At 63.0% G+C, this 23,434-nt stretch carries 25 protein-coding genes; 13 read left to right on the top strand and 12 right to left on the bottom strand.

Translation table 11 applies throughout. The features are described from left to right. Positions 1–51: 51 nt before the first annotated feature. Positions 52–492, bottom strand: a complete 441-nt coding sequence (locus CQ13_RS06035; RefSeq protein WP_057842077.1) for a MarR family winged helix-turn-helix transcriptional regulator — start codon at positions 490–492, stop codon at positions 52–54. A gap of 179 nt (positions 493–671) precedes the next feature. Here CQ13_RS06035 and CQ13_RS06030 point away from each other — a divergent pair, with 179 nt between their 5' ends. The 7 genes from CQ13_RS06030 to CQ13_RS06000 all read left to right on the top strand — a co-directional run bounded on the left by CQ13_RS06030 (position 672) and on the right by CQ13_RS06000 (position 8,156). Next, positions 672–1,856: a substrate-binding domain-containing protein gene (locus CQ13_RS06030; protein ID WP_057842076.1), complete on the top strand. Its 1,185-nt coding sequence runs from the start codon at positions 672–674 to the stop codon at positions 1,854–1,856. A gap of 150 nt (positions 1,857–2,006) precedes the next feature. Next, positions 2,007–3,521 carry an amidase gene (locus CQ13_RS06025; protein ID WP_057842075.1) on the top strand — a complete coding sequence of 505 codons (1,515 nt, stop codon included), beginning with the start codon at positions 2,007–2,009 and terminating at the stop codon, positions 3,519–3,521. A gap of 35 nt (positions 3,522–3,556) precedes the next feature. Then, complete coding sequence (locus tag CQ13_RS06020; protein ID WP_057842074.1) at positions 3,557–4,414, top strand: branched-chain amino acid ABC transporter permease; 858 nt, start codon at positions 3,557–3,559, stop codon at positions 4,412–4,414. Between the two features lie 4 nt (positions 4,415–4,418). Next, positions 4,419–5,639, top strand: a complete 1,221-nt coding sequence (locus CQ13_RS06015; RefSeq protein WP_057842073.1) for a substrate-binding protein — start codon at positions 4,419–4,421, stop codon at positions 5,637–5,639. Between the two features lie 64 nt (positions 5,640–5,703). After that, positions 5,704–6,741, top strand: coding sequence for a branched-chain amino acid ABC transporter permease (locus CQ13_RS06010; RefSeq protein ID WP_245309043.1), 1,038 nt, complete (start codon positions 5,704–5,706; stop codon positions 6,739–6,741). After that, a complete protein-coding gene (locus CQ13_RS06005) occupies positions 6,728–7,462 on the top strand; it encodes an ATP-binding cassette domain-containing protein (protein WP_057842071.1) in 735 nt (244 codons plus the stop codon). The genes CQ13_RS06010 and CQ13_RS06005 overlap by 14 nt, the downstream gene beginning before the upstream one ends. Further along, complete coding sequence (locus CQ13_RS06000; protein WP_057842070.1) at positions 7,455–8,156, top strand: branched-chain amino acid ABC transporter ATP-binding protein; 702 nt, start codon at positions 7,455–7,457, stop codon at positions 8,154–8,156. Before CQ13_RS06005 ends, CQ13_RS06000 begins: the two co-directional genes overlap by 8 nt. A 53-nt stretch (positions 8,157–8,209) precedes the next feature. On the opposite strand, the gene CQ13_RS05995 is transcribed toward CQ13_RS06000, so the two are convergent. The 5 genes from CQ13_RS05995 to CQ13_RS05975 form a co-directional block, all read right to left on the bottom strand. Beyond that, positions 8,210–9,703 (bottom strand): L,D-transpeptidase family protein, encoded by a 1,494-nt coding sequence (locus CQ13_RS05995; RefSeq protein WP_057842069.1) that lies wholly within the window; start codon positions 9,701–9,703, stop codon positions 8,210–8,212. 295 nt (positions 9,704–9,998) lie between these two features. Beyond that, complete coding sequence (locus tag CQ13_RS05990; RefSeq protein WP_057842101.1) at positions 9,999–10,961, bottom strand: acetyl-CoA carboxylase carboxyltransferase subunit alpha; 963 nt, start codon at positions 10,959–10,961, stop codon at positions 9,999–10,001. A gap of 252 nt (positions 10,962–11,213) precedes the next feature. Further along, a complete protein-coding gene (xerD, locus tag CQ13_RS05985; RefSeq protein WP_057842068.1) occupies positions 11,214–12,170 on the bottom strand; it encodes a site-specific tyrosine recombinase XerD in 957 nt (318 codons plus the stop codon). A 68-nt stretch (positions 12,171–12,238) separates the two neighbouring features. Continuing rightward, a complete protein-coding gene (locus CQ13_RS05980; RefSeq protein WP_057842067.1) occupies positions 12,239–12,649 on the bottom strand; it encodes a nuclear transport factor 2 family protein in 411 nt (136 codons plus the stop codon). 98 nt (positions 12,650–12,747) lie between these two features. Next, positions 12,748–13,794 carry an SDR family oxidoreductase gene (locus CQ13_RS05975; RefSeq protein ID WP_057842066.1) on the bottom strand — a complete coding sequence of 349 codons (1,047 nt, stop codon included), beginning with the start codon at positions 13,792–13,794 and terminating at the stop codon, positions 12,748–12,750. Positions 13,795–13,903: 109 nt separating this feature from the next. Between CQ13_RS05975 and CQ13_RS05970 the strand changes: the two genes are divergently transcribed. Beyond that, positions 13,904–14,485: a TetR/AcrR family transcriptional regulator gene (locus CQ13_RS05970; protein WP_057842065.1), complete on the top strand. Its 582-nt coding sequence runs from the start codon at positions 13,904–13,906 to the stop codon at positions 14,483–14,485. Between the two features lie 30 nt (positions 14,486–14,515). Here CQ13_RS05970 and CQ13_RS05965 read toward each other — a convergent pair whose 3' ends face one another. Continuing rightward, entirely contained in the window at positions 14,516–14,662 is a 147-nt protein-coding gene (locus CQ13_RS05965; protein ID WP_057842064.1) for a hypothetical protein, read from the bottom strand. Between the two features lie 143 nt (positions 14,663–14,805). Between CQ13_RS05965 and CQ13_RS05960 the strand changes: the two genes are divergently transcribed. The 3 genes from CQ13_RS05960 (at position 14,806) to CQ13_RS05950 (ending at position 17,990) form a co-directional block, all read left to right on the top strand. Continuing rightward, positions 14,806–15,423, top strand: a complete 618-nt coding sequence (locus CQ13_RS05960) for a shikimate kinase (protein WP_057842063.1) — start codon at positions 14,806–14,808, stop codon at positions 15,421–15,423. Between the two features lie 10 nt (positions 15,424–15,433). Next, positions 15,434–16,576: a 3-dehydroquinate synthase gene (gene aroB / locus CQ13_RS05955; RefSeq protein ID WP_057842062.1), complete on the top strand. Its 1,143-nt coding sequence runs from the start codon at positions 15,434–15,436 to the stop codon at positions 16,574–16,576. Positions 16,577–16,637: 61 nt separating this feature from the next. Then, a complete protein-coding gene (locus CQ13_RS05950; protein WP_057842061.1) occupies positions 16,638–17,990 on the top strand; it encodes a hemolysin family protein in 1,353 nt (450 codons plus the stop codon). 43 nt (positions 17,991–18,033) lie between these two features. Here the strand turns inward: CQ13_RS05950 and CQ13_RS05945 are convergent, their stop codons facing one another. From CQ13_RS05945 to CQ13_RS05935, 3 genes are all read right to left on the bottom strand, one after another. Then, the gene (locus tag CQ13_RS05945; protein ID WP_245309042.1) at positions 18,034–18,441 is read right to left on the bottom strand and encodes a hypothetical protein; all 408 of its coding nucleotides are present in this window, start codon (positions 18,439–18,441) and stop codon (positions 18,034–18,036) included. Between the two features lie 183 nt (positions 18,442–18,624). Continuing rightward, positions 18,625–19,140 carry a P-loop nucleotide/nucleoside kinase family protein gene (locus CQ13_RS05940; protein WP_057842059.1) on the bottom strand — a complete coding sequence of 172 codons (516 nt, stop codon included), beginning with the start codon at positions 19,138–19,140 and terminating at the stop codon, positions 18,625–18,627. A gap of 33 nt (positions 19,141–19,173) precedes the next feature. After that, the gene (locus tag CQ13_RS05935) at positions 19,174–19,452 is read right to left on the bottom strand and encodes a BolA family protein (RefSeq protein ID WP_057842058.1); all 279 of its coding nucleotides are present in this window, start codon (positions 19,450–19,452) and stop codon (positions 19,174–19,176) included. 110 nt (positions 19,453–19,562) lie between these two features. Here CQ13_RS05935 and CQ13_RS05930 point away from each other — a divergent pair, with 110 nt between their 5' ends. Continuing rightward, on the top strand, positions 19,563–20,210 hold the full coding sequence (locus tag CQ13_RS05930) for a J domain-containing protein (RefSeq protein ID WP_028347651.1): 648 nt from the start codon (positions 19,563–19,565) through the stop codon (positions 20,208–20,210). A gap of 180 nt (positions 20,211–20,390) precedes the next feature. Here the strand turns inward: CQ13_RS05930 and CQ13_RS05925 are convergent, their stop codons facing one another. Then, positions 20,391–21,482 (bottom strand): citrate synthase/methylcitrate synthase, encoded by a 1,092-nt coding sequence (locus CQ13_RS05925; RefSeq protein WP_057842057.1) that lies wholly within the window; start codon positions 21,480–21,482, stop codon positions 20,391–20,393. Positions 21,483–21,556: 74 nt separating this feature from the next. Between CQ13_RS05925 and CQ13_RS05920 the strand changes: the two genes are divergently transcribed. After that, positions 21,557–22,774 carry a citrate synthase family protein gene (locus CQ13_RS05920; protein WP_057842056.1) on the top strand — a complete coding sequence of 406 codons (1,218 nt, stop codon included), beginning with the start codon at positions 21,557–21,559 and terminating at the stop codon, positions 22,772–22,774. On the opposite strand, the gene CQ13_RS05915 is transcribed toward CQ13_RS05920, so the two are convergent. Beyond that, entirely contained in the window at positions 22,732–23,391 is a 660-nt protein-coding gene (locus CQ13_RS05915) for a DedA family protein (RefSeq protein ID WP_057842100.1), read from the bottom strand. The genes CQ13_RS05920 and CQ13_RS05915 overlap by 43 nt on opposite strands. Between the last annotated feature and the right edge of the window lie 43 nt (positions 23,392–23,434).

Here is a 23,434-nt window from a genome sequence, read left to right as displayed (position 1 = left end):
TGCGCCAATTACCTCAAAAACTCAGGCTATCGAAGCTAATGCCATCACGCTTTAGTTCGAGCTGTCGATCAGGCTCTCGAGCAGACGCTTGAGCTCGTTGGTCGATTTGTCGCCATAGCTCTCGACGATGTGCTCTTCCTGGCTCACCGCCAGCGAGTTCAGCCGCTTGCTCAGCGCCTTGCCGCGGTCGGACACGAACATCAGGACCTTGCGGCGGTCCTTGGGATCCTGAACGCGGTAGACCAGCGCATCTGACACCATGCGGTCGACCATCTTGGTCAGTGTGGGATGGTTGAGCAGCACCGCGTCCGCAAGCTCGCCCATCGAATGGCCGTTGCCGTCGGACAGAACTTTAAGGATGCGCCATTGCTCGACAGGTACGCCTTCCTTGCTCAAGCGCATTTCTAGCTGCCGGTTGATCTCCCGGTTGGCTTGCGCGAGCAAATAGGCGAGGTGTTCTGTGATGGGGTTGTCTTTCGGCGGTTTGGCCACGGCTTGAGACTTTGTCTTGACCCGAATGAGTGAACGGCTGGCAGTCGGTGCCGTTTCTATATGCACTTCAATTGTTGAATATTCAATATTTTCAAATAGGATATTTCCCCAACTAGGAAGGGTGGATGCCGCGGCCGCCCGCGGGATGCGTTTTGGTCTGGTGACAGACAGGAGTTGGCGTGCGCTCGACGGTAAACTTCCCGGCTACCGGCGGTTCCGCGATTCCGCCCGCGCTGCTGTTTCGAAACCTGTCGTCAGCGACGGACGATCTCGACCTGTCCACGATCAAGCGCGGGTCGTCGAGACGCCGAGACGGCCACAGCAAGCTGCGGATCGGCAATTTTCTCACCTTCTCGGGGTCGCCCGGAATCTGGGGCCCGAGCGCCACCAATAGCGTCCTGCTGGCGATCTCCGAGATTAATAAACGCGGCGGCATTCTCGGACGCGAGATTGAACTGTCGGTCTACGATTCCGGTGGGCCAATCGAGGAGGTAGTGGGCCGCGCCGAACGCGCTCTCGCCTTCGACGAAGTCGACCTGATCATGGGTTCGCACATCAGCGCGGTCCGTGTCGCACTGCGCAGGGTCACTCGCAACCGCATTCCCTATATCTATACCCCCGTCTACGAGGGTGGCGAGCGCACGCCGGGCGTGATGGCGATCGGCGAGACACCGCGTTGGCAGAGCCGACCGTCGATCCATTGGCTGTCCGACGTCAAGAAGGCGTCGCGCTGGTATCTGATCGGCAGCGATTATGTGTGGCCATGGCAGTCGCATCGCGCGGTCAAGCGATACATCGCCGAAGCGGGCGGGCAGGTCGTCGGCGAAGAGTTCGTTCCGGTCGGGGAAGATAACCACGAGGCGCATCTGGCGCGCATTCGTGCCGCAAAGCCCGATGCGGTGCTGATTTCGCTGATCGGCACGGACAGCATCACGTTCAATCGCGCCTTCGCCCAATGTGGCCTCGCCGCCACCACGCTGCGCTTCGCCGGCGCAATGGACGAGACAGTCCTGCTGGGCATCGGGGCCGAGAATACCGAGAACCTGTTCTGCGCATCCGGCTACTTCAGTTGCGTCGGCTCGCGCGCCAACGACGAATTCCTCTCCCGCTATCGGGCGATGTTCGGTCCGCACGCGCCGCCGATCGGATCCGTCAGCCAATCCAACTATGAGGGGTTGCGCTTCCTCGAAGCGGCAGCCAACCGAGCCGCATCGTTGTCGATGGGGCCATTGCTCGCAGCGGCGCGTAATGTGGTGTATGCGGGCGCCCGAGGCCCCATCACCATCCGCGATGGCCGTGCCGAGATGCCGATGTATCTTGCCGAGGCCAGTGGCCTCGACTTCAAGGTAATCAAGACGATTTAGAAAAACAACGCACGACCTATCCGCGCCGAACTTCGAAATAATGCTTGAAAAGGAAAATATTTCCGTTTTTAGTACCAAGGTGGAGCCGACGGCGCGCCGCAAGGCGGGCAGCGGCACCGCGCCGGGAACTCAAAGCTTCAGGAGAGCGTCGTGTCAGTCGTCCTACCAACCCCAACCCAACTTCGTGCGGTCGCGGAGCAATGCGGCCTCTCGCTGACCGAGGAAGATGTAGCATCGTTTCGCGGCCTGATGCAGGGTTCGATCGAGGCCTACAATCTCGTGGCAGCAATGCCGGACGAGGTGCCGCCGGTGAAATATCCGCGCACGCCCGGCTACCGGCCGCAGCCGGAGGAAAACCCGCGCAACGCCTGGTACCGCAAGTCGACAGTGAAGGGCGCCGCTTCCGGCAAGCTCAAGGGCAAGACGGTGGCTCTGAAGGACAACATCATGCTGGCGGGCGTGCCGATGATGAACGGTTCGGCGACGCTGGAAGGCTACGTACCCGATTTCGACGCCACCATCGTCACGCGCATGCTCGATGCAGGCGCCGAGATCGCCGGCAAGGTTCACTGCGAATCCTTCTGCATGTCCGGCGGCAGCCACACCGGCGCAGTAGGGCCTGTGCACAATCCGCACAAAATGGGCTATTCGGCCGGCGGCTCGTCGTCGGGCAGCGGCGTCGTCGTCGCACTCGGTGAGGTCGACATGGCGATCGGCGGTGACCAGGGCGGTTCGATCCGCATGCCGTCCTCGTTCTGCGGCATCTACGGCATGAAGCCGACCTGGGGGCTGGTGCCATACACCGGGATCATGCCAATCGAAATCTTCGTCGACCACACCGGGCCAATGACGGCGACGGTGGCGGACAACGCGCTGCTGCTGGAGGTGATCGCCGGCGACGACGGCTACGATCCGCGTATCAAGGCCCCGAAGGTCGAGGAGTACACCAAGGCGCTCGGCGGCGGCATCAAAGGGATGAAGATCGGCATTCTGAAGGAAGGCTTCGAACAGTCGACGGCTGAACTGGCGGTCAATGAGAGCGTGCGAGAGGCGGCAAAGCGTTTCCGCGACCTCGGCGCAATCGTCGAGCAGGTCTCGGTTCCGATGCATCTGACCGGACCTGCGATCTGGACGCCGATCGGCACAGAAGGCATGACGCAGACCATGATGTATGGCGACGGTTATGGCCTTAGCCGTGCCGATCTCTATTCGACCTCGCTGATGGACTTCCATCGCGGCTGGCGGCGGCAGGCCGACTCGCTCTCCGAGACCACGAAGCTGTTCCTGCTGCTAGGCACTTACATCAACAATAATTTCGGGCCACGCTACTACGGCAAGGCGCTCAACATCTCACGCCGATTGACCGCCGCCTATGACAAGGCGCTCAAGGACTACGATCTGCTGCTGTTGCCGACGACGCCGATGAAGGCGACGCCGCTGCCGCCAGCCAATGCGAGCCGTGAGGATTACGTGGCGCGTGCGCTCGAGATGATTGCCAACACCGCGCCGTTCGACATCACGCATCACCCGGCAATGTCACTGCCCTGCGGCATGGTCGACGGCCTGCCCGTCGGGCTGATGCTGGTCGGGCGTCACTTCGAGGAATCGACGATATACCGCGCGGCGCACGCGTTCGAACAGATCGGCGACTGGAAGAAGATGTGAGGGGCTCATCGTTGCAGGCCGGCTGGACATAGGACATGGCTAGCGCATTCGTTGCGGCATTCGAGATCCTGAGTTTCGGCGCGATCATCGTTCTGGTCGTGCTGGGGCTCGGGATCATTGCCAGCATGATGGGGATTTTCAACTTCGCGCAGGGCGAGTTCGTCCTGCTCGGCGCTTACGTTACCTATCTGGCGCATAGCCGCGGGATTCCGATCTGGGTGGGCATGGCGGCTGCGCCATTTATCGTTGGCGGCCTCGGCTTCGTGCTGGAGGCGCTCATCATCCGCCGCTTCTACGCCGCGCCCATCGTGGCGATGCTTGGCACCTATGCGCTCGGCCTGATCATCCGCGAAAGCGTGCGCGGCCTGATCGGCGGTTTCTATCTGACCGTGCCGGAGCCGATCGGCGGCTCGATCGATATCGGCACGATGCACATTTCGACGTGGCGCTTCACGATCATCGTCATCACGCTGCTGGTGATGGGCGGCTGCTATCTATTGCTGTCGCGGACCAGCTTCGGCCTTCGCGTGCGCGCGACGTTGGAAAATCCCGCGCTGGCGCGGGTGTCCGGAATCTCGACACCCCTGATCTACGGCGCCACGTTTGCCTTCGGCGCCGCACTGGCGGGGCTTGCCGGCGCGTTGATCGTGCCCGTGTTCAGCCTGTTCGCCGACCTCGGCATCCGCTTCCTGATTCAGGGCTTTGTCGCGGTCATGGTCGGCGGCGTCGGATCGTTTATCGGGCCGGTCGCCGGAGCCGGCTTGATCGGAACGCTCAGCGCGGCGCTGCCCTGGGTCATTGCGCCCGTGGTTGCCGACGTTCTCGTCTTCGTACTCGCCATCGTCTTCATCAAATTCCGGCCGCAAGGCCTCATCGCTGGAAAAGGGGTTTAGTCGCATGTTTGCCGATCGCCTTGATTTGACGCGCCGTCGTTTCCTCAGCGGCTTCGCTTTCACGACCGGCGCGATTGCGACCGGGATCGGTAGCTGGGTGGTCAGGCCCGACTGGGCCAATGCCGCCGAAGGCCCGATCAAGGTCGGCATCGCAACCGACCTGACCGGCCCGATCGCCTATGCCGGCAATGCCGACGCCAACGTCGCCAAGATGGTCATCAAGCAGATCAACGCTGCCGGCGGCCTGCTCGGCCGGCCGCTCGAGCTCTATATCGAGGATACCGCCTCCAACGAATCGGTCGCCGTCGGCAACGTTCGCAAGCTGATCCAGCGCGACAAGGTCGACATGGTGCTCGGCGGCATCACCAGTTCGATGCGCAACGCGATCAAGGATCCGATCGTAGCGCGTGGCAAGACGCTGTACATCTATCCGCAGCTTTACGAGGGCAAGGAATGCACAGCCAATCTATTCTGCACTGGCCCTACTCCGGCGCAGCAATGCGACGAGTTCATACCCTGGCTGATCAAGAACGGCGGCAAGAAGTTTGCGCTGCCTAGCGCGAACTATGTCTGGCCGCACACACTCAACGTCTATGCCCGCAAGGTGATTGAATCCAGCGGTGGCGAGGTCGTGTTCGAGGAATACTACCCGCTCGACCAGGTCGACTTCTCAGCCACCGTCAACCGCATCATCTCCAACAAGGTCGATGTCGTCTTTAACACCGTAATCCCTCCCGGGGTCGGTCCGTTCTTCAAGCAGCTCTACGAGGCGGGCTTCCTGAAGAATGGGGGACGGCTGGCCTGCGTGTACTATGACGAGAATACGCTCAACATCAATCAGGCCAGCGAGATCGAAGGTCTTGCAAGCTGCCTTGACTACTTCAAGGCGCTGACTAAGGACGATCCGGTCAGCGCCAAGATCCAGGCGGCCTACGAGAAGGATTTCCCCGGCAATTTCCTGTTCGCCGCCGGCAGCGCGGCGACCGGCACCTATCGCGGGCTGAAGCTATGGGAAGCGGCGGTCAAGGAAGCGGGCAAGATCGACCGCGATGCGGTGGCCGCGGCGCTCGATCACGCCAAGATCGCGGAAGGCCCGGGCGGACCGGCCGAGATGGTGCCGGGCAAGCGGCACTGCAGAATGAAAATGTATACCGCTGTTGCCAGAGGCGGGAACTATGAGATCGTGGGCCGCAGCGACGGCCTCGTCGATCCCAAGGAATGCTGAGTGATCCATGGGTGCGGCAAAGCAGGCCCTTCGCGCAACGGTGAGTCGGGGGCCCGACGTTTCGATGGCTGACAGTGGATTGGATCGAGCATTGCCGGCGCGACTAGCGGCGGGACGAAAGGTGCTCCCGATCGTGGAAGGGGCGGTGCTGATCGCTGCGCTGATCCTGCCGCTGGTTCTGCAGGACTACCTCACGGTGTTCGCCACCCGTGTCATTATTCTCGCCCTGTTCGCGCTCTCGTTCGATCTGGTGTGGGGATATGCCGGCATCTTGAGCTTCGGTCAGGCGCTGTTCTTCGGGTCGGCCGGTTATGGCGTTGCACTGATGGCGCGCGACCTCAACATCACCTCGATCTTTCTGGTGCTGCCGGCGGGAACGCTGATCGGGCTCACCACCTCGCTGCTGCTCGGTGGCTTTCTGCTGCTCGGCCGGCATCCCTCTAGCGTGATCTTCGTTGCACTCGGTACCCTGACCGGATCCTACGCCGCCGACCGCCTGGCGCGCGGCTGGTACTATCTCGGCGGACAGAACGGCATTCCTTCGATTCCGTCGATGTCGCTCGGCAGCTACGACATTACCGAAGGGCCGGTCTATTACTATTTCGCGCTCGGCACTCTGGTCGTCGTCTATCTGCTGTGCCGCTTCCTGGTGCGCTCGCAGTTCGGCCTGGCATTGGCGGGGCTTCGCGAGAACGAGCAGCGCATCGCCTTCTTCGGATACAAAGCGCAACACCTGAAGGCGATTGTTTTCGCCGTGGGCGGCACCATCGCAGGCCTTGCAGGTAGTCTCTACGCATTTCACGAGGGCTTCGTCTGGCCCAATATGGTCGGCGTGGTAATCTCGACACAGGTCGTGCTTTACGTTTTATTCGGCGGATCGGGCACATTGATCGGCGCGGTTATCGGCACCGTTATCATCGAGGGCGTCAGCTTCTGGCTGTCGGATAATTATCGCGACATCTGGCCGATCCTTCTCGGCGTGTTGCTGCTGCTGGTGATCCTGTTCCGCCCGCTCGGGCTGATCAGCTATGTGCTCGGCGAACGCGAGCGCGTCGGCAGTTTTGGGGCGGGGCCGAAGGAGAAGCGCAATGCCGCTCCTTGAGGCGACCGGTATCGTCAAGGTGTTTGGCAAGCTCACCGCGCTCGACGGTGCAGCGCTGACGATAGGCGAAAACGAGTTTCATGGCCTGATCGGGCCGAACGGCTCGGGAAAAAGCACCCTGATGAAATGCGTCGCGGGCGCCGAGATGCCGACCCAAGGTAAGGTCACCTTCATCAACCGCGATATCACCCTGTTGTCGCCGACCGAGCGAGCCCGCGCCGGCATGAGCCTGAAATTCCAGATCACCAGCGTGCTGCCGACATTGACGCTGTACGACAACATCCTGCTGGCGCTGCAGGCGCAATCCTCGCTGTTCGATCTGGTGTTCTCGCGCACGCGCGGCGTGCTGCACGATCAGGCAATGATGATGCTGAGCCAGTTCCGCCTCGCCGATCGCGCGCATGATGCTGCCGCGGCGCTGTCGCACGGGCAGCAGCAATGGCTGGAAATCGCTATGGCGCTCGCAGCCAGGCCGCGGCTGCTGCTGCTGGACGAGCCGACCGGCGGCATGAGCTTGGAAGAGCGCCGCGTCACCGGCGAACTCCTGCAGCCTATCAAGCAGCATTGTTCGCTTGTGATCGTCGAACACGATCTGGATTTCATCCGCGATATCTGCGACCGCCTGACCGTGATCGACCAGGGTCGTGTGCTCGCGTCCGGAACGGTCGCCGAGATCCAGGCCAACAAGAGCGTCCAGGAGATTTATCTACGTCGTGCCTGAACAGACATTTCTCGACATACGGCATCTCGAAGCCGGTTATGGCCGCAGCCAGGTCCTGTTCGATGTCAACATCGGCATTCCCTGGCGTGGCGGCGTCGCGGTACTCGGCCGTAACGGAGCCGGCAAGACCACACTGATGAAGGCGATCGTCGGCGAGCTTGCGAGCTCGAATGGCGAGTTGTTTTTCGATGGCCGTGACATCACCCGGCGCCGGACCGAGGAGCGGGTCCGCTCGGGCATCGGCTATGTGCCCCAGGAACATTCGGTGTTCGCTCGGCTCTCGGTGCGCGACAATCTCGCAGTCGGCTCGCTGTTCAACGTTGATCCGACGGCGGTCGATCGGATCCTGACCATCTTCCCGAAGCTCGGGCAGCGGCTCGACCAGCCGGCCGGCACGCTGTCGGGCGGCGAGCGCAAGATGCTGGCGATCGGACGCGCGATGCTTGGCAATCCCAAATTGCTGCTGCTGGACGAGCCGACCGAAGGCGTGTGGGTCGGTGTGATCGAGGAGATCACCGAGCGGCTCATCGAGTTGGCCAAGCAGATCTCGATCGTCATCGTCGAGCAGCATCTCGATCTCGCGCTGCGCCTCGCCGATTATGCCTATGTGCTCGATCGCGGCAGGGTGGCGCTGCAAGGCGCTGCTGGCGAGGTGCGGAACGATCCGGAATTATTGCGCTATCTCGCACCGTAGCGTCCGCCGAAGGGGGTCGATGGCTGATCCGGCTATGAAAGTGTTGCCGCGCCTTACTTCACCGCCCCGAAGCGGCTGTCGAACGAGTTCGTGGACACGATCGGCGCGGAGCCTGCGACGTGATTGTCCTTGGCCGCAGCGGCCGGAGCATCCGGCACTGACGGTTTCAGCGGCGGGCGGCTGGCGGCGGCGTGTTTGACGTCGGGCTTTGCTGCCGTCGTCTTCGGCGCTGCGGCTTCCGGCCGCGGCTGCTGCTTGGCCTCGGTCGCCGCCTTCGGCTTGGACGGTGGCGTGCTGGCGGTGGCGTCGGCTGCACCGCCCAGACCAACCTTGCGGGCGAGGCTGGAGAAGAAACCGTCATTCTGCTCAGTCGTCGGCGCCGCATTGGCGACACGCGTCGAAGCTGGAGCAGAGGTAGGAGCAGCGGCAGGAGCAGCAGCCGGTACTGCGGCCAGTTTCGGCGGCTCCGGCGAACCCCTCAGCAGGTTTTCGGACGGAGCTTTCGGCGGATTGACGTGAGAGGGAACGGTGCCTGGCGCACGCGCCATCAGCGACAGGCTCGAGCCATCGCCGGGCTCCGAAAGCCCGGTGCTGCCTTCGGGCACGCTAGCGGCGAACACCCTGTGCATGCCGCCGTCGATACCGGTGTTGATTCGCGCCACCGGCGTTCCCTTTGCGATCAGCCGCGCGGTCTCGGCAATATCGGTGGCCTGCTTCTCGCGCACGGCGTCGGCGATTTCATCTGATATCGCATAGGCGGGACACTTGGAGGATGCCTCGAACACCGGGTCCTTGGTGGCGCCCGGTGGCTTGACCGCATCGAACACGTATTTCTTTTCGCAGAAATCGACCTTCGGCTCCTGCCGCGTCACTTCGAAATGATCATTGCCTTCCTTGATCATTTTCCAGAACGGCATGTGCGGGTTGTTGCGGTGCTTGGCCATATTGGCCGGCGTCATCCGGAACGGATAGGCCTGCAACTGGAACGACTTCTGGCCGCCAAAGAAGGATTCGCGGCCCAGCGAATAGATTTCCGCGATCTGCTCGTCGGTCATCGCGTAGCAGCCGCGCGAGGAGCAGTCGCCATGCACCATCAACTGCGAGCCGGTGCGTCCCAATGCTTTGTCGAACGCATTAGGATAGCCGGTGTTGAAGGAGAGGTAATAGGCCGACTGCGGATTCATCTGCGCCGGCGAGATCGAGTAGAAGCCTTCCGGCGCCTGGCGGTCGCCTTCGCGGATCTTGGGGCCGAGATCGCCGGACCAGCGGCAGATCGGATAGGTCTTCAGCAGCGCGAAACGGCCGGAGCGGTCCTGCTTCCAGATCTCCAGTTCGGCTTCCTGCTTGAACAGCCGGACCAGGATCGGGGACTGCAGGTCCATGTCCTTCGCCGTCATGTCGGCGATCAGTTTTGGCGGGACTGGTTGGTTGGCCTTGGCGTTGTTGGCCAGCGAGATGCCGTCACTGTTGCAGCCGGCCATCAACACGCCTGCGCCCACGAGGACAGCCGACGTGACGAGCGCGCGAACCAGCGAGCGGTTAATCAAAGGCTAAGCTCCACACCCACCGGGCATTCTCGCACCCCAAATCAATAGCGAACGTGCCCTGAAGCCATTGTCTAAAATACTACCCATTGCCCCCCTGCGCCGCAACCCGAACGGGGCCGTCCAGCGGATGCTGCGGCAGGCATGGTCAACAGAAACTAAAGACCGGGCTCGGGGCCTAATTGCGGCCGAATCATGCACGCTGGCGAAAATAATGGCCGTTCAGAGGTCGTCGTTGATATTTGGAGCGAGTAGCCCGACCGACCTTACCGAGGCAGCGTAGATAGGGACGGAGCGATCAGCCGAGCTTGCGGCCGATATCGAGGAATTTCTGCCGCCGATGCCGGCGGACAGCATCCGCGTCGAGATTGCGGAGATCATTGAAGGCCTCCGCGATGGCATCGCCGGTGGCCGAGATCATGGCGGCAGAATCGCGATGGGCGCCGCCGGCGGGCTCTTTCAGGATCTGGTCGATGACGCCGAATCGCAGCATGTCCTGCGCGGTGATCTTCATGCTGGTGGCAGCTTCTTGCGCCTTGGTGCCGTCGCGCCACAGGATCGAGGAGGCCGCCTCCGGCGAGATCACGCTGTAGATCGCGTGTTCGAACATCAAAACCTTATTCGCGGTCGTGATGGCGATCGCGCCGCCCGACATGCCTTCGCCGGTGACGATCGCGACATTGGGTACGCCGAGCGACAGGCAGGCGTCGGTGGAGCGCGCGATCGCTTCCGCCTGGCCGCGTTCCTCGGCGCCGATGCCAGGATAGGCGCCGGCGGAATCGACGATCGACAGCACGGGAATGCCGAAACGATCGGCCAACTCCATCAGCCGCACGGCCTTGCGATAGCCTTCAGGCCGGGCCATGCCGAAATTATGCTTGATGCGGCCCTCGGTCGAGGCGCCCTTTTCCTGGCCGACGACGCAGATGCTCTCACCGCGGAAGCGGCCGAAGCCACCCATCAGTGCCGCGTCCTCGCCGAATTTGCGGTCGCCCGCCATCGTCGTGAAGTCCGTGATCAGCGCGTTGACGAAATCGGTGAAGTGCGGGCGCTGCGGATGGCGTGCCACCAGCGTCTTCTGCCACGGCGTCAAATTGGCGTAGAGATCGGACAGCGCCTGGGACGCCTTGTCCTCGATGCGCGCAATCTCGTCGCCGATGTCGCTGCCGGACGCCGCCAGCGCGCGCAATTCGTCGATCTTGGACTCGAGTTCGGCGACTGGTTTTTCGAAGTCGAGATAGCTGCGCATCTGTTCCGGCATCAAGACAATATAGGTAACAACGCGCTGTGAGGCGAAGCGGTTTTCGATTCGCCCCAAGAAAGCACGCATCTTCAATGATTTAGCGCGTATCTCGGTCCGGATAGCCCGGTTTGCCGAAAGCGCGCCAAACAAGGCCGCGGGCGGGACGGCTGTTTCGGGGGAGAAGCCGCGGAAGTCAAGGCAAATGGGGCGCGCGCGGGGATATCTCCGTGTCCCGGACGCGGCGCTGCGCTCCGTCCGGGCTACGTCCGCCTACTTCTCCGCCAGCGGATGCAGGTCGCGCACCAGGCTCTTCAGCCGCTCCTCGACCACATGCGTATAGATCTGCGTGGTCGAGATGTCGGTGTGGCCGAGCAGGGTCTGCACGATGCGCAAGTCCGCGCCGTTGTGCAGCAGGTGGCTGGCAAAGGCGTGGCGCAGCACGTGCGGCGAGACCAGCCGCGGGGCGAGGCCTGACGCCGCCGCCAGTTCCTTCAAGTCGCGCGCAAAGTGTTGCCGCGTCAGATGGCCGCTCTCGCCGAAGGAGGGAAACAGCCACTTTGATGCGGCGGCGTTTTTCTTCTTCTCGGGCCTGAGCGCTTCCATAGCGGCGAGATAATCGGCCATCGCCTGCCTTGAAGCTTCGTTGAGCGGCACCAGCCGTTCCTTGTTGCCCTTGCCGCGCACCATGATCATGCGGGCATCGCGCCGTGCGGCCGACAGCGGCAGCGCCACCAGCTCCGAGACGCGCAAGCCGGTGGCGTACAGCACTTCCAGCAGGCAATACAGCCGCACCGCGCGCAGCCGCTGTTGCGGCGAGGCGTTCTCGGCCTCGGTCAGTTCCTTGGCCCGCGTCAGCATCCGGTCGACATCCGATATCGACAGCACCTTCGGCAGCCCACGGCCGCGCTTCGGGCCGGACAGGATCGCCGCCGGATCATCGGCGCGGATGCGCTCGTTGAGCAGGAAGCGGAACAGATGCCGCATCGCCGACAGCCGCCGCGCCACGCTGGAGGATTTGAAGCCGCGGGTATCGAGATCGGCGAGGTAGTCGCGCAGCGCGTCGGTCCCGGCACGGGTAAAGTTCTGTCCGGCTTGCCCGAGAAATTCGGAAAAATCTGTGAGGTCGCGCCGATAGGCGTCGAGCGTATTGTCGCCCGCCCCCTGTTCCGCCGCGAGCATGTCGAGGAACAGGTTGATCAGCTTCGTGTCGGAGGGTGTCGTGCGCATTCGCTATGATACCGCATGATCCGGGCAGGACGGAGGCTTTTCAAACACGAGCCTGCACGCGCATGCGGTTAGGACGTTTGACTAATCGCCGTGGCTTGCGACCAGACGACCATCCACCGCCCGTCGCGATATTCGTAAGTGTCGGTGTGCCAGTAATCGCCGGGGGCGACCTGGTGGCCACCGAACACGATCTCGAGCCTGGCCCGATACCGGATCACTGCATGGCCCTGGTGCTGCCGTACGGCGATAGGTCCGGGTTCCCACATGAGATACTTGATCTGGCCACTCGCGATCGCACCCAGATATTCATCCTTGGATAGCGGCATTCCGATCGGCGTAATCAACTGGAACTCAGACGCATGAAGCGGCCTTGCCGCCTCCATGTCGGCGGCGACCAGGGCGCGAAGCCGGGACCGTTCGGTGTCGCGGATGTCCTCGGCTTCCGGCGAGCCGTCCATGTCGGTGGTGTGCGTTGGCATCGGTGTTGTCCAATTCTGTAAGGGGGAGGATTAGAATGCGTTGTGACGGCGCAACCTGCGGGTTTGACGCTGATTGCGCGGGTAACGGAGCTGCCGCTCTACGCCCTGGTGATCAGACCATAGTCGATCAGGCTTTGTGCGCTGGCGCGAATGCAGTCCTCGTCAGGCCGCGCTCTCCAGTTCAGCACCCGATGCGCCTTGGCCGTGCTTACGCTGAGGTCACGATCGAGTTCATGAATGATCATGCGCGAACGCGGGCTAAACGGAGCCATTGCCCTCACCATCCAGCTCGGCACTTCGCCGCGGGGCAAATCGGCAGCATAGGTTGGGAACGATTTTGCCAGCACGGCCGCCAATTCTCTCAACCAGAAAAATCCTCCGCCGATGATGAAGCGCTGGCCGAAAGCATCCTGACAGGTCATGGCGCGGATATGGGCATCGGCCGCATCGCGCACGTCCACGACCGCGAAGCCGAAGCGCGGGACACGCTTCAGCTTGCCGCTCATCATTTGCTGGATCAGCCCGACCGATGTGCCGTATTGCGGACCGAGCAGCGGGCCGAAGATCGTGCCCGGGTTGATGACGGCCAGATCGAGTCCGGTCTTCTTGGCAAAGGTCCACGCCGCCTGTTCCGCCAGCGTTTTCGACCTGTAGTAGGGCGTGGCCCGCGCGCTGGTGGGGTCAGTCCAGTCGCTCTCGGTATAGGGAGCCTGACCGCTGCCGTGATTGGTAGCGGCGATCGAGGATGTCAGCACCACACGCGCGACGCCGGCGTTATGGGCCGCGCGCAGCACCCGTAGCGCGCCTTCTCGCGCGGTCTCGATCAATTCTTCCGCGTTCTTTGGCAAGCCCGCCGGAAATGGCGAGGCCGTATGAATGACGTAGCGGCAACCCCTGAGCGCGTCATCCCATCCGGCATCGAAGCAAAGATCGGCCTGTACAAAGCTGAGCGCCTCGGTGCCGGCGGGTGCGGCGGCACAAAGCTGGCTTCTGATCCGGTCACAGGCGGTAAGGCTGCGGACGGTGCCGCGAACGCGATAGCCGCTCGCCAGCAATTGCCTCGCGATATGTCCGCAGAGAAATCCGCCGATGCCGGTGACGAGCACCGTGGCGGCGGCCGCAGGATCATTCAACCTGGTATGCATGTAGACTCAATCCTTTAACGCCGCCGAATGGCCTGGCGATTAGACAGATGGACAATCAATGTCTAACCGTCTTTTGACGGATTAGACAAGCAATGTCAATCTGTCTCAGATGAATCAGAGCGACCAAAAATCCGAAGCCATTCTCGACGCGGCGCTTCCCGTCTTTGTCCGTCACGGCTTCCGCAAGACGTCGATGACCGACATCGCGCGCGCCGCGGGCATGTCTCGGGCGGCGCTCTATCTGAGCTTCAGCAGCAAGGAAGAACTGTTTCGGGCGGGATCGGCGCGGGCGCACGCCCGGGCGATGCGGAAGGTCGAAGCCGCGCTCGCAGGTGACGGCGATGTTTTCAGTCGGATTGAAATGGCAATTGCCGCTTTCCAACGGGAATTAATCGCGCCTTTCGCCGGTAGCGGCGACGCGGCGGAACTGTTCGAAACCAATATGGCGTTGTCCCGAGACGTCACGCTGGCGGCGCGCGCCGAGCTAGTGGCCCTCCTCGCTCAAGCGCTAACCAATGCGCTGGCGACAGGTGCGATCACCCTGGATGCTTTGCACGCCACGCCTGTCGATGTAGCCGCCATCATTATTGCGGCGATGGAGGGCATCAAGGACGCGCAAGTCGCGGGCCATGACCTGCTCGAAGATACGCGGCTGTTCCTGCGTCTGCTGCGCAAAGCGCTGAGTCGTTAATTGCCGGCCGTAGATCCTCGCAACCAGCGGCTATCTTTTGAGGAACTTGTCTGCGGGAATGGTGACCGTCATTTCCCGGGGGTTTGGATTGACGAAATTCGCCAGCGCGAAAACCACGCCATAGATCACCCCGGCTATCACGCCGACGACCGTCAGAAAGCGGAACAAGCTGGGCATAGGGGGCTCAGGGCACCGAATTAACCAATGAAATCATCCAACATGTTCCCATCCCCGTGGCAAGAGTCTCTGGCAACTGCGTCAGTCGGGGTAGTATAGGTGTCGCGGAGCGGTAGAAATCCGCGAAACCACAGAGTTTTTTGATGTCCGAGACCGTCGCACCGGCCCAGGCGAGCGCCCCCCAGGAGGCCGACGTTACGTCGGCCCTGGCACGGCGTTCGGTTGTGCTGGTTGGCATGATGGGGGCAGGCAAGTCGACCATCGGCCGCCGGCTGGCGGCGCGGCTGCGGCTGCCATTTCTCGACGCCGATATCGAGATCGAGGCGGCTGCCGGAATGTCGATTCCGGATATTTTCGAAACCCATGGCGAGCCGCATTTCCGGGACGGCGAGGCGCGGGTGATTGCGCGGCTGCTCGACAGCGGCCCGGCCGTGATCGCCACCGGCGGCGGCGCCTTCATGCGCGAGGAGACCCGCAACCGCATCCGCGACAAGGCGGTCTCGATCTGGCTCAAGGCGGACGTCGACATCATCATGAAGCGCGTGAAGCGCCGCGCCGACCGGCCGCTGCTGCAGACAGAGGATCCGACTGCCACCGTCAGCCGCCTGCTCGAAGCGCGCGAGCCGGTCTACCGGAGCGCCGACGTGACCATTCTGTCTCGCGACGTGCCGCACGATCGAATCGTCGACGAATGCATCGAGGCCCTGCGCGCCCGGCTGTGTGCCGGCGCCCGGCCGCCCAGCCAACAACCGACGGGATGAACCTCACGCCATGACTGCGCCGCTGAAACATTCCGCTGATATCACGGTCGACGTCGCCCTCGGCGACCGCGCCTATGACATCGTGATCGGCCGCGGTGTGCTGGATACGCTCGGCGCGCGCGTCGCTGCGCTGCGGCCCGGCGTGCGAACCGCCATCGTCACCGACCGTACTGTGGCCAGGTACTGGCTGGAGCAGACCGAGCGTTCGCTTACCGAAGCCGGCATCGCGACGTCTCGCGTCATCGTCGAGGAAGGCGAGATATCAAAGACCTATGCCGGTCTCGAAAGGATCTCCGAAGCGCTGATCGCGGCGAAGATCGAGCGCAACGATCTGGTGATCGCGCTCGGCGGCGGCGTGGTCGGCGATCTCGCCGGTTTCGCGGCGGCGATCCTGCGCCGCGGCGTCGATTTCGTGCAGGTGCCGACCTCGCTTTTGGCCCAGGTGGATTCCTCGGTCGGTGGCAAGACCGGCATCAATTCGCCGCAGGGCAAGAATTTGCTTGGCGCATTTCATCAGCCGGTGCTGGTGATCGCCGATACGTCGGTGCTCGACACGCTATCGCCGCGCCAGTTCCGCGCCGGCTATGCCGAGGTCGCCAAATATGGCGTGCTCGGCGATGAAGCCTTTTTTACCTGGCTCGAAGCCAATCATGCCGACATCTTTTCCGGTGGCGCGGCGCGCGAGCACGCGATTGCAACCTCTTGCCGCGCCAAGGCCGCGATCGTCTCCCGCGACGAGCGCGAAAATGGCGAGCGCGCGCTGCTCAACCTCGGCCACACCTTCGGCCATGCGCTGGAGGCCGCGACCGGCTTTTCCGACCGCCTGTTCCACGGCGAAGGCGTCTCGGTCGGCATGGTGCTGGCGGCGGAGTTTTCAGCGAAACTCGGCATGATCTCCGAGGCCGACGCCACCCGGGTCGAGCGCCATCTTGCTTCCGTTGGCCTGCCGACCCATTTGCAGGATATCGCAGGCTTTGCCCAGGAAGGACTGGCCGATGCCGACGCCCTGGTGGCGCTGATGGCGCAGGACAAGAAGGTCAAGCGCGGCAAGCTGACCTTCATCCTGCTGCAGGCGATCGGCCGCGCGGTGGTTGCAAACGACGTCGAGCCGGCGCTGGTTCGCGATTTCCTGCAACAGAAGTTGTCAGGATGACGGGATTATCGGGCGGCTTGACGCAAGCGTCGCGCGGGGCCGGGGCCGTCACGAGGAATATATGAGTTCGACCGCGTTCAATCTGCTGCTCGCGATCTTCCTGCTCGCCGCCAACGCGTTTTACGTGGCCGCCGAGTTTGCGCTGGTCAAGAGCCGCGGCTTCCGCATCAAGGCGATGGTCGAGCAGGACCGGTTCGGTGCGCGCCTGCTGCACGGCATGATGGGCAATATCGAGGCCTATCTCGCCTGCTGCCAGCTCGGCATCACCATGGCCTCGCTCGGCCTCGGCTGGGTCGGCGAACCGACCGTTTCGGCGCTGCTCGAACCGGTGCTCATGCCGCTCGGAATGTCGGAAGCCAGCTTGCACTTCGTGTCGTTCCTGGCCGGGTTCCTGGTGTTCTCCTCGCTGCATATCGTCGTCGGCGAGCAGGTGCCGAAGACGCTGGCGATCAGGGAGCCGATGCCGGTATCGCAATGGATCGCGTATCCGCTCTATTTGTCCTATCTGGTGTTCTATCCGCTGAATTGGCTGCTCAACAGCGCCTCGCGCGGGATTCTGCGATTGCTCGGCGTACAGGAATCCTCGCAGCACGAAATTCTAACCGACTCCGAGATCGAGGGGCTTGTGGAAGAATCGGCCGTGCACGGCGGGATCGAAAGCGGTGAGGCCGAATACATTCAGAATGTCTTCCGCTTTGGCGATCTGGCGGTATCCGACGTCATGGTTCATCGCACCGCGATGGTGATGATCAATGCCGACCTGCCGCCGGACGAACTGGTGGGCGAGGTGCTGGCGACAGAATACACCCGCATCCCGCTCTGGCGCGACAAGCCGGAGAACATCATCGGCGTGCTGCACGCCAAGGATCTCTTGCGCGCGATCCGTGCTTCCGACGGCGATACCTCGCACATCAACGTTTCGGCCATCATGCGCCCGCCCTGGTTCGTGCCGGAGATGCGGCCCCTGTCCGAACAGTTGAAGGCGTTCCGCCGCCGCAAAACCCACTTCGCGCTCGTTGTCGACGAATATGGCGAGGTCGAAGGCATGGTGACGCTGGAAGACGTTCTGGAAGAGATCGTCGGCGATATCTCCGACGAGCACGACGTCGTGGTCGCCGGCGTCCGCATCCAGGCCGACGGCTCCGTGGTGGTGGATGGCTCCGTGCCGATCCGCGACCTCAACCGCGCCATGAACTGGGATCTGCCCGACGAGGAGGCAACGACGGTCGCCGGCCTCGTGATTCACGAGGCGCGCTCGATTCCAGAACGCGGCCAGAATTTTACCTTCCACGGCTGCCGTTTCCGCGTGCTGCGCCGCGAGCGCAACCGCATTACGGCGCTGAAGATCACGCCGCTGCCGCGCGAGACCGACGCGGAGTATCTGAAGCCGAAGCGGGCAGGGACAGCGTTCTGAGCGCCTCCGCGCAAATGCGCGCTCGCTCCTCAGGACGGTGGGACTATTCAATATCGATCGTAACGCCAGAGAGCTTCCACTGGCCATCGGAGGGAATGAAGCCGAGCTGGTACTTCACCTTCTTGGGCGTGGTGTCGAAGCGGCCCTTAAGGCGCAGCACGCCCTTGTCGTCGATCCTGGCGTCCTCCTCCGGAATCACGGCGCTGGCGACGATCGCGTCGAACACGGCGTGCTTCTCGACCAAGTCCTTGAAGACAGCCCGCAGCTTGTCGGGCGGAAACTGATCGCGGAACGGCTTTGAAATCTTGGCGTGGAGGACCGTGAAATTGTCCGATGCCACCGCGTCGTTGAGCGTCACCAGAATGCTCTTGATCAGCACCTCCTGCACAAACGGGCTCGGCATATCGAGCGCCTGCGCCCTGATTGGGGAGACCGCAACCAGCAACGCCATGGCGGCGGCCCATCTGAAGCGTGCGCAGTATCGCATCGGACGACCCATCGAGCTGCGATGGCATCAGGATCGATCCGACCCCGCGTTCAACCGGAACTTAGCCTTCGCTTTAATGATTGTCTCATAGTTGCGAAGACGGTTCTACCGTCTCCGCCGATTTTCACAGGAAGCTGGCGGACAACCTCATGTCAGGTGGGCGATCGCTTCCGCGAGCAGCCGTTCGGGCGGATACGCCGATGTGTCCAGCGTCAGCCTCGCATCGGTCCAAGCTTCATAGCCGGTGCGCCGCTTCTCGACCTCGGCCCAGGTAATTTCGGTCATTCCCTCGATGGAGCGCATTCGCGCTTCAATGCGCCGGCGGTGCGTCGCCTCGTCCACGCAAATGCACTCGATGATCGACAAATTCGCGCGATATTTTTCGGCGAGATTTCGCCAGACGGCGCGTGGTGCCTCGACCGGATTGACGGCGTCGATCACGACGGACTGCCCCAGCCGCAGGTGCTCTTCAGCCAATGCTTGCGCCACGACATATGCCGCAATTCCCGTTTGATCCCGGGGCAGGCCGCCGCGCCACATCGCGGCCTCGATCGGATCGACGGAAAACAGCGGCAGCGAAAAATGGCGCGAAAGCCCTTCGGCTAGCGTGCTCTTTCCGGAACCCGGGAGCCCTGCCAAAATTACGAGCTTCTGCGACAGCATCGGGCGCTCACACTGTTGCGGCAGGGTGCCAAACTACCGGCCGGCGGTCTCTCCCGGCGCCTGCGCCCTGATGGCAAGTGCATGGACGGAGCCCTCAAGTTCCGCCGCAAGCGTCGCATTTACCATGCGGTGGCGTTCAACCCGGCCCTTCCCTTCGAAGGCTTCAGATACGATATAGACCCTGAAATGCGTCTCACCGCCTGGCCGGTGGCCCGCATGGCCCTCATGCAGATGAGATTCGTCCGCGACGTCGAGGCTTTCCGGCAAGAAAGCTTCACGCAACTTGTTTATGATAATGTCCCTGGTGCTCATGATGGTTGCAGATAATTCTGTGTCCGCTTCCCGTCAATGGCGGCATCCGAATGGAGGTATTCGCAATGTCAAGACTTGAAGCCTTGCGCGTTGCGTAGTCAAAGTCAGCCATGCCGATTGATTCATCCAAGTTCTTCGATTCCATTCGCATCAAGCCCAACAAGCTGAGTGCGAAGCAGCAGGCGCAGGCGCGCGAGGAAGCCGCCATGTGCGAGTGGGCGGGCTGCCAGAACAAGGGCCCGCACCGCGCGCCCAAGGGCCGGGAGAATTCCCGCGAGTACTGGCACTTCTGTCTCAACCATGTGCGCGAATACAACCAGTCCTACAATTTTTTCCAGGGCATGAACGCCGACGCCGTCGCGCGCTACCAGAAGGACGCGCTGACCGGCCATCGCCCGACCTGGAAGATGGGCGCCAACACCGCCGGCAAGAAGGGCAAGCAGCCCAGCGCCGAGGACTTTGACGGCGCCGCCGATCCGTTCAGCATGTTCTCCGAGCTCAACGGCCGCGGCCGCTGGCGACCCGGCCCGGGCGCGCAGGCCAAGACCGAAACGCGCAAGGTGATGAACGCCGAGCGCAAGGCGCTGCAGGTGATGGGGCTTTCCGCCGAAGCAACGCTCGATGACGTCAAGGCCAAGTACAAGGCGCTGGTCAAGCAGCACCATCCCGACGCCAATGGCGGCGACCGCTCTACCGAGGACCGCCTGATCGAGATCATCAAGGCGTATAATTATTTGAAGACGGTGGTGCGGGCGTAGCGCTGCTTGCTGTCGTCCCTGCGAACCGGAGGGACCCATACGCCGTGGCTTCTCCACTTTAATTCCGCTGTTCGACGGTTTCGCGCAACTACACGCGCCTGTGGTTATTGATCCCTGCTTTTCGCAGGGACGACAGCGGAGAGTGTGGCTCCGCTGTTGCCCTCAAACGCTTTTGCCTTCTCACCTCGGCATTGGGCCAATATACGCCGAACTCGGCCGGATCAGCCGGCCGCCACGCAGCTGCTCGCGGGCATGCGCGGTCCAGCCTGCGGCGCGCGCCACCGCAAAGATCGGCGTAAACGCCTGCCGCGGAATTTTCAGCGCGTCGAGCAGGATCGCGGTGAAGAACTCCACATTGGTGTCGAGCGGGCGGTCGGGGTTTTTCCGCCGCAGCGCGTCGCGGATGTAGGCCTCGACCTCGCCCGCGAACGGCAGATCGGTGCCGCCTCCTGCGAGCCGCCCAATCGCGCGCTTGAGCACATCTGCACGTGGGTCGCGGACGCGATAGATGCGGTGGCCGAATCCCATCAGCCGCTCGCCGCGGGCCAGCGCGCTGTCGACCCATGGCTTGATGCGCTCGGTCGAGCCGATCGCATCCAGCATCTCCAGCACCGGCTCAGGCGCGCCGCCATGCAGCGGCCCGGTCAGGGCGCAATAGCCGGCCGTGACGGCTGCGAACAAATCCGCTTGCGTCGAGGCTACCACGCGCGTCGTGAAGGTCGACGCATTCATGCCGTGGTCGCAGACAGTGACGAAGTAGGTGTCCAGCGCAGTGATCTCGCGCGGTTCGGCTTTGCGGCCGCGCAGCATCGACAGCGTGTCGGCGGCATGGCCAAGGGTCGGGTCGGGCGCGATCGGGTCCTCGCCTTTGGCCCGCTGCAGCAGCGCGCCCGCAATCACAGGTAACGCGCCGACGATGGTCGCCTCGTGCTCAAGTCCGTTCTCGCCGCGCAGGCCGGCAACGGCTGCGCGAAAGCCCTCGGCAATCGACATGCCACGCGTTGCCGGCAGCAATTCCGGTAGCCGTGCGAATGCGCGTTCCCGCGCAGCGCCAAGCCTCGAGCGCACATTGGCTTCGTTAAGCGAGGTTCCCATTGCGGCGTTCCACAGCCGCGCGGTCACGCCTTCAAAACTCGACTTGCCCGCGAGGTCGCCGACCCGTTCGCCGGCGATGATCAGTTCGCCGCGCTCGCCATCGACGTGGCTGAGGACGGTTTCGGCGGCTGGAATGCCGTCGAGGCCAATCGGGGTCTTGGAAATCTGCATGTTCATGAGGGCTCTCCTTTGCTTGCTGTCAAAGGTCGGGCCTCTCGACAGATTGATCAATCTTGATTATGTAAATCAATATGAAAAAACCTGCCGGCCTTTACCTCTCGGCCCGCGAGGCCTCCGCCGAACTCGCGATCTCCCAAGCGACCCTCTACGCCTATGTCAGCCGTGGCCTGATCCGGTCGGAACCGGCGGAGGATTCTCGCAGCCACCGCTACCGAGCCGAGGACGTCCGCACACTCAAAGAGCGGCGCGCACCGTCGCCGGAACCGCGCGGCCTGCGCAGCTTCGACGCCGATCTGCCGGTGATGGACTCAGCCGTCGCAACCATCACCGAGGACGGCGCAATCTATCGCGGCGTCAACTGCATCGATCTTGCCGAGCGCGACACGCTCGAACATGCCGCGACGCTGTTGTGGGATGTCACAGGCGTCGATCCCTTCGATCAGAACAATTGTCCCGTTGTGTCGGACGAAATGCGCGCAGTGGCCGAGGCTGCACGTGGAGCTAATGCGATCGATCGCGCCATCGCCGTGCTGGCGCTCGCCGCCAGGGCTGACCCGCGGGCCTTCACCCGCGCCGACGAGGAGCGCGCGATGCTAGGTGGCCGCATCATGCGCCTCGTGGTCGCGACCATGCTGAACGCCAAATCTTCGGCAAAGCCGCTTCACTTGCAGATCGCACGCGTCTGGGCGCCGGAGCATAAACATGCGGCCGATCTGATCCGCCGCGCACTGGTGCTGCTGGCCGATCATGAGCTGAATGCCTCGACCTTCACGGTGCGCTGCGCGGCCTCGACCGGGCTAAATCTCTACGATGCCATGATCGCCGGTCTCGTCGCGCTGAAAGGCCCGAAGCACGGCGGTGCCGGCGTGCTGGCGGCGCAGCTTTTGAAGACGCTTGCCAATAGCGAGGTCGCCCCCGTGATCCGCGAGCGCGTCGCGCTCGGCGAACGCTTCGCGGGCTTTGGTCATGGGGTCTACAAGCATGGCGATCCCCGTGCGTGGGCGCTCTTGGAGGCGCTGGCACGCTCGGGCGCGGACCGTAAGCTGACCCACGAAATCCCGGAGCGGATCGCCGAAGCGACCGGCGAGTTCGTCAATATCGACTATGCCCTTGCGGTGCTGGTGCATACGCTCGGCCTGCCGCCGGGCCATGAGCTGGTGCTGTTTTCCATGGCGCGAACGGTCGGATGGATCGCGCATGCCTGCGAGCAATTGCGCCATGGCCGGCTGATCCGGCCCCGCGCGCGCTATGTTGGTCCCGCCCCGGGACGGAGCCCCGTCCGCGCCTGACGGCGGCGCAGCGTCCAGACCCCGAGCGCGATGATTGCCACCGCGAACACGGCCAGAATCCACAGATGCTTGCCGGTGTGTTGGTGATGCGGCAGACCAGCATATTCATGCAACGCCGAGACCGCGAGCACGCCTGGCAGCACATGCGCCAAAGCCCAGGCGAGTACCGCTGGGATATTGACGCCGAAGAAAACGGCCGGCGACATTCCGAGCGCGCCGGCCGTGACCGGTACGAAGGCGCGGATCGGCGGCACAAAGCGCGCGAACAACACCGCCAGCGTTCCCCAGCGGTGGAAGAACGCCTCGCTCTGCGCCATCACGCCTGGATATTTCGACATCGGCCAGGCGCCCAGAATTTGGCGTTGCGAGCGATGGCCGGCCCAAAACGCCGAGCCATCGCCGAGCATGGCGCCGGCGATCGCGGCCGCCAGCACGCCCCATAGCTTCAGTTCGCCGCCGGGCACCAGCGCACTCAGCGCAAGGATGATGGTCGAGCCCGGCACCAGCGCACCTGCGACCGGGATCGCTTCCAAGAGAGCCGCCAGAAATAGCGTCAGGTAGGCCAGCCACGGATGGGCCGATACGACTGAAATCACGGGATCGAGGAATGAAGTCACAATTGCCGTCCTGCGGGTGGTCGCCTGCACCCAGAGCTACCAA

Origin of the sequence: Bradyrhizobium retamae (assembly GCF_001440415.1) — a bacterium.
Classification (GTDB): Bacteria; Pseudomonadota; Alphaproteobacteria; order Rhizobiales; family Xanthobacteraceae; genus Bradyrhizobium; species Bradyrhizobium retamae.
The sequence above is the reverse complement of the archived record's forward strand: the minus strand, read 5'-3'. Positions and strand labels throughout refer to the sequence as shown.

Bases quoted from the DNA above. Each gene is read 5' to 3' on its own strand.
- CQ13_RS05980 (WP_057842067.1), bottom strand. From the start codon at position 12,649: ATGCCAACGCACACCACCGACATGGACGGCTCGCCGGAAGCCGAGGAC.
- CQ13_RS05925 (WP_057842057.1), bottom strand. From the start codon at position 21,482: ATGAACATGCAGATTTCCAAGACCCCGATTGGCCTCGACGGCATTCCA.
- CQ13_RS06010 (WP_245309043.1), top strand. From the start codon at position 5,704: ATGGCTGACAGTGGATTGGATCGAGCATTGCCGGCGCGACTAGCGGCG.
- CQ13_RS06005 (WP_057842071.1), top strand. From the start codon at position 6,728: ATGCCGCTCCTTGAGGCGACCGGTATCGTCAAGGTGTTTGGCAAGCTC.
- CQ13_RS05965 (WP_057842064.1), bottom strand. From the start codon at position 14,662: ATGCCCAGCTTGTTCCGCTTTCTGACGGTCGTCGGCGTGATAGCCGGG.
- CQ13_RS05940 (WP_057842059.1), bottom strand. From the start codon at position 19,140: ATGCTGTCGCAGAAGCTCGTAATTTTGGCAGGGCTCCCGGGTTCCGGA.
- CQ13_RS05990 (WP_057842101.1), bottom strand. From the start codon at position 10,961: ATGCCGGAACAGATGCGCAGCTATCTCGACTTCGAAAAACCAGTCGCC.
- CQ13_RS05945 (WP_245309042.1), bottom strand. From the start codon at position 18,441: ATGGCGTTGCTGGTTGCGGTCTCCCCAATCAGGGCGCAGGCGCTCGAT.
- CQ13_RS05930 (WP_028347651.1), top strand. From the start codon at position 19,563: ATGCCGATTGATTCATCCAAGTTCTTCGATTCCATTCGCATCAAGCCC.
- CQ13_RS05950 (WP_057842061.1), top strand. From the start codon at position 16,638: ATGAGTTCGACCGCGTTCAATCTGCTGCTCGCGATCTTCCTGCTCGCC.
- CQ13_RS05975 (WP_057842066.1), bottom strand. From the start codon at position 13,794: ATGCATACCAGGTTGAATGATCCTGCGGCCGCCGCCACGGTGCTCGTC.
- CQ13_RS06020 (WP_057842074.1), top strand. From the start codon at position 3,557: ATGGCTAGCGCATTCGTTGCGGCATTCGAGATCCTGAGTTTCGGCGCG.
- aroB (WP_057842062.1), top strand. From the start codon at position 15,434: ATGACTGCGCCGCTGAAACATTCCGCTGATATCACGGTCGACGTCGCC.
- CQ13_RS05920 (WP_057842056.1), top strand. From the start codon at position 21,557: ATGAAAAAACCTGCCGGCCTTTACCTCTCGGCCCGCGAGGCCTCCGCC.
- CQ13_RS05935 (WP_057842058.1), bottom strand. From the start codon at position 19,452: ATGAGCACCAGGGACATTATCATAAACAAGTTGCGTGAAGCTTTCTTG.
- xerD (WP_057842068.1), bottom strand. From the start codon at position 12,170: ATGCGCACGACACCCTCCGACACGAAGCTGATCAACCTGTTCCTCGAC.
- CQ13_RS06015 (WP_057842073.1), top strand. From the start codon at position 4,419: ATGTTTGCCGATCGCCTTGATTTGACGCGCCGTCGTTTCCTCAGCGGC.
- CQ13_RS05970 (WP_057842065.1), top strand. From the start codon at position 13,904: ATGAATCAGAGCGACCAAAAATCCGAAGCCATTCTCGACGCGGCGCTT.
- CQ13_RS05960 (WP_057842063.1), top strand. From the start codon at position 14,806: ATGTCCGAGACCGTCGCACCGGCCCAGGCGAGCGCCCCCCAGGAGGCC.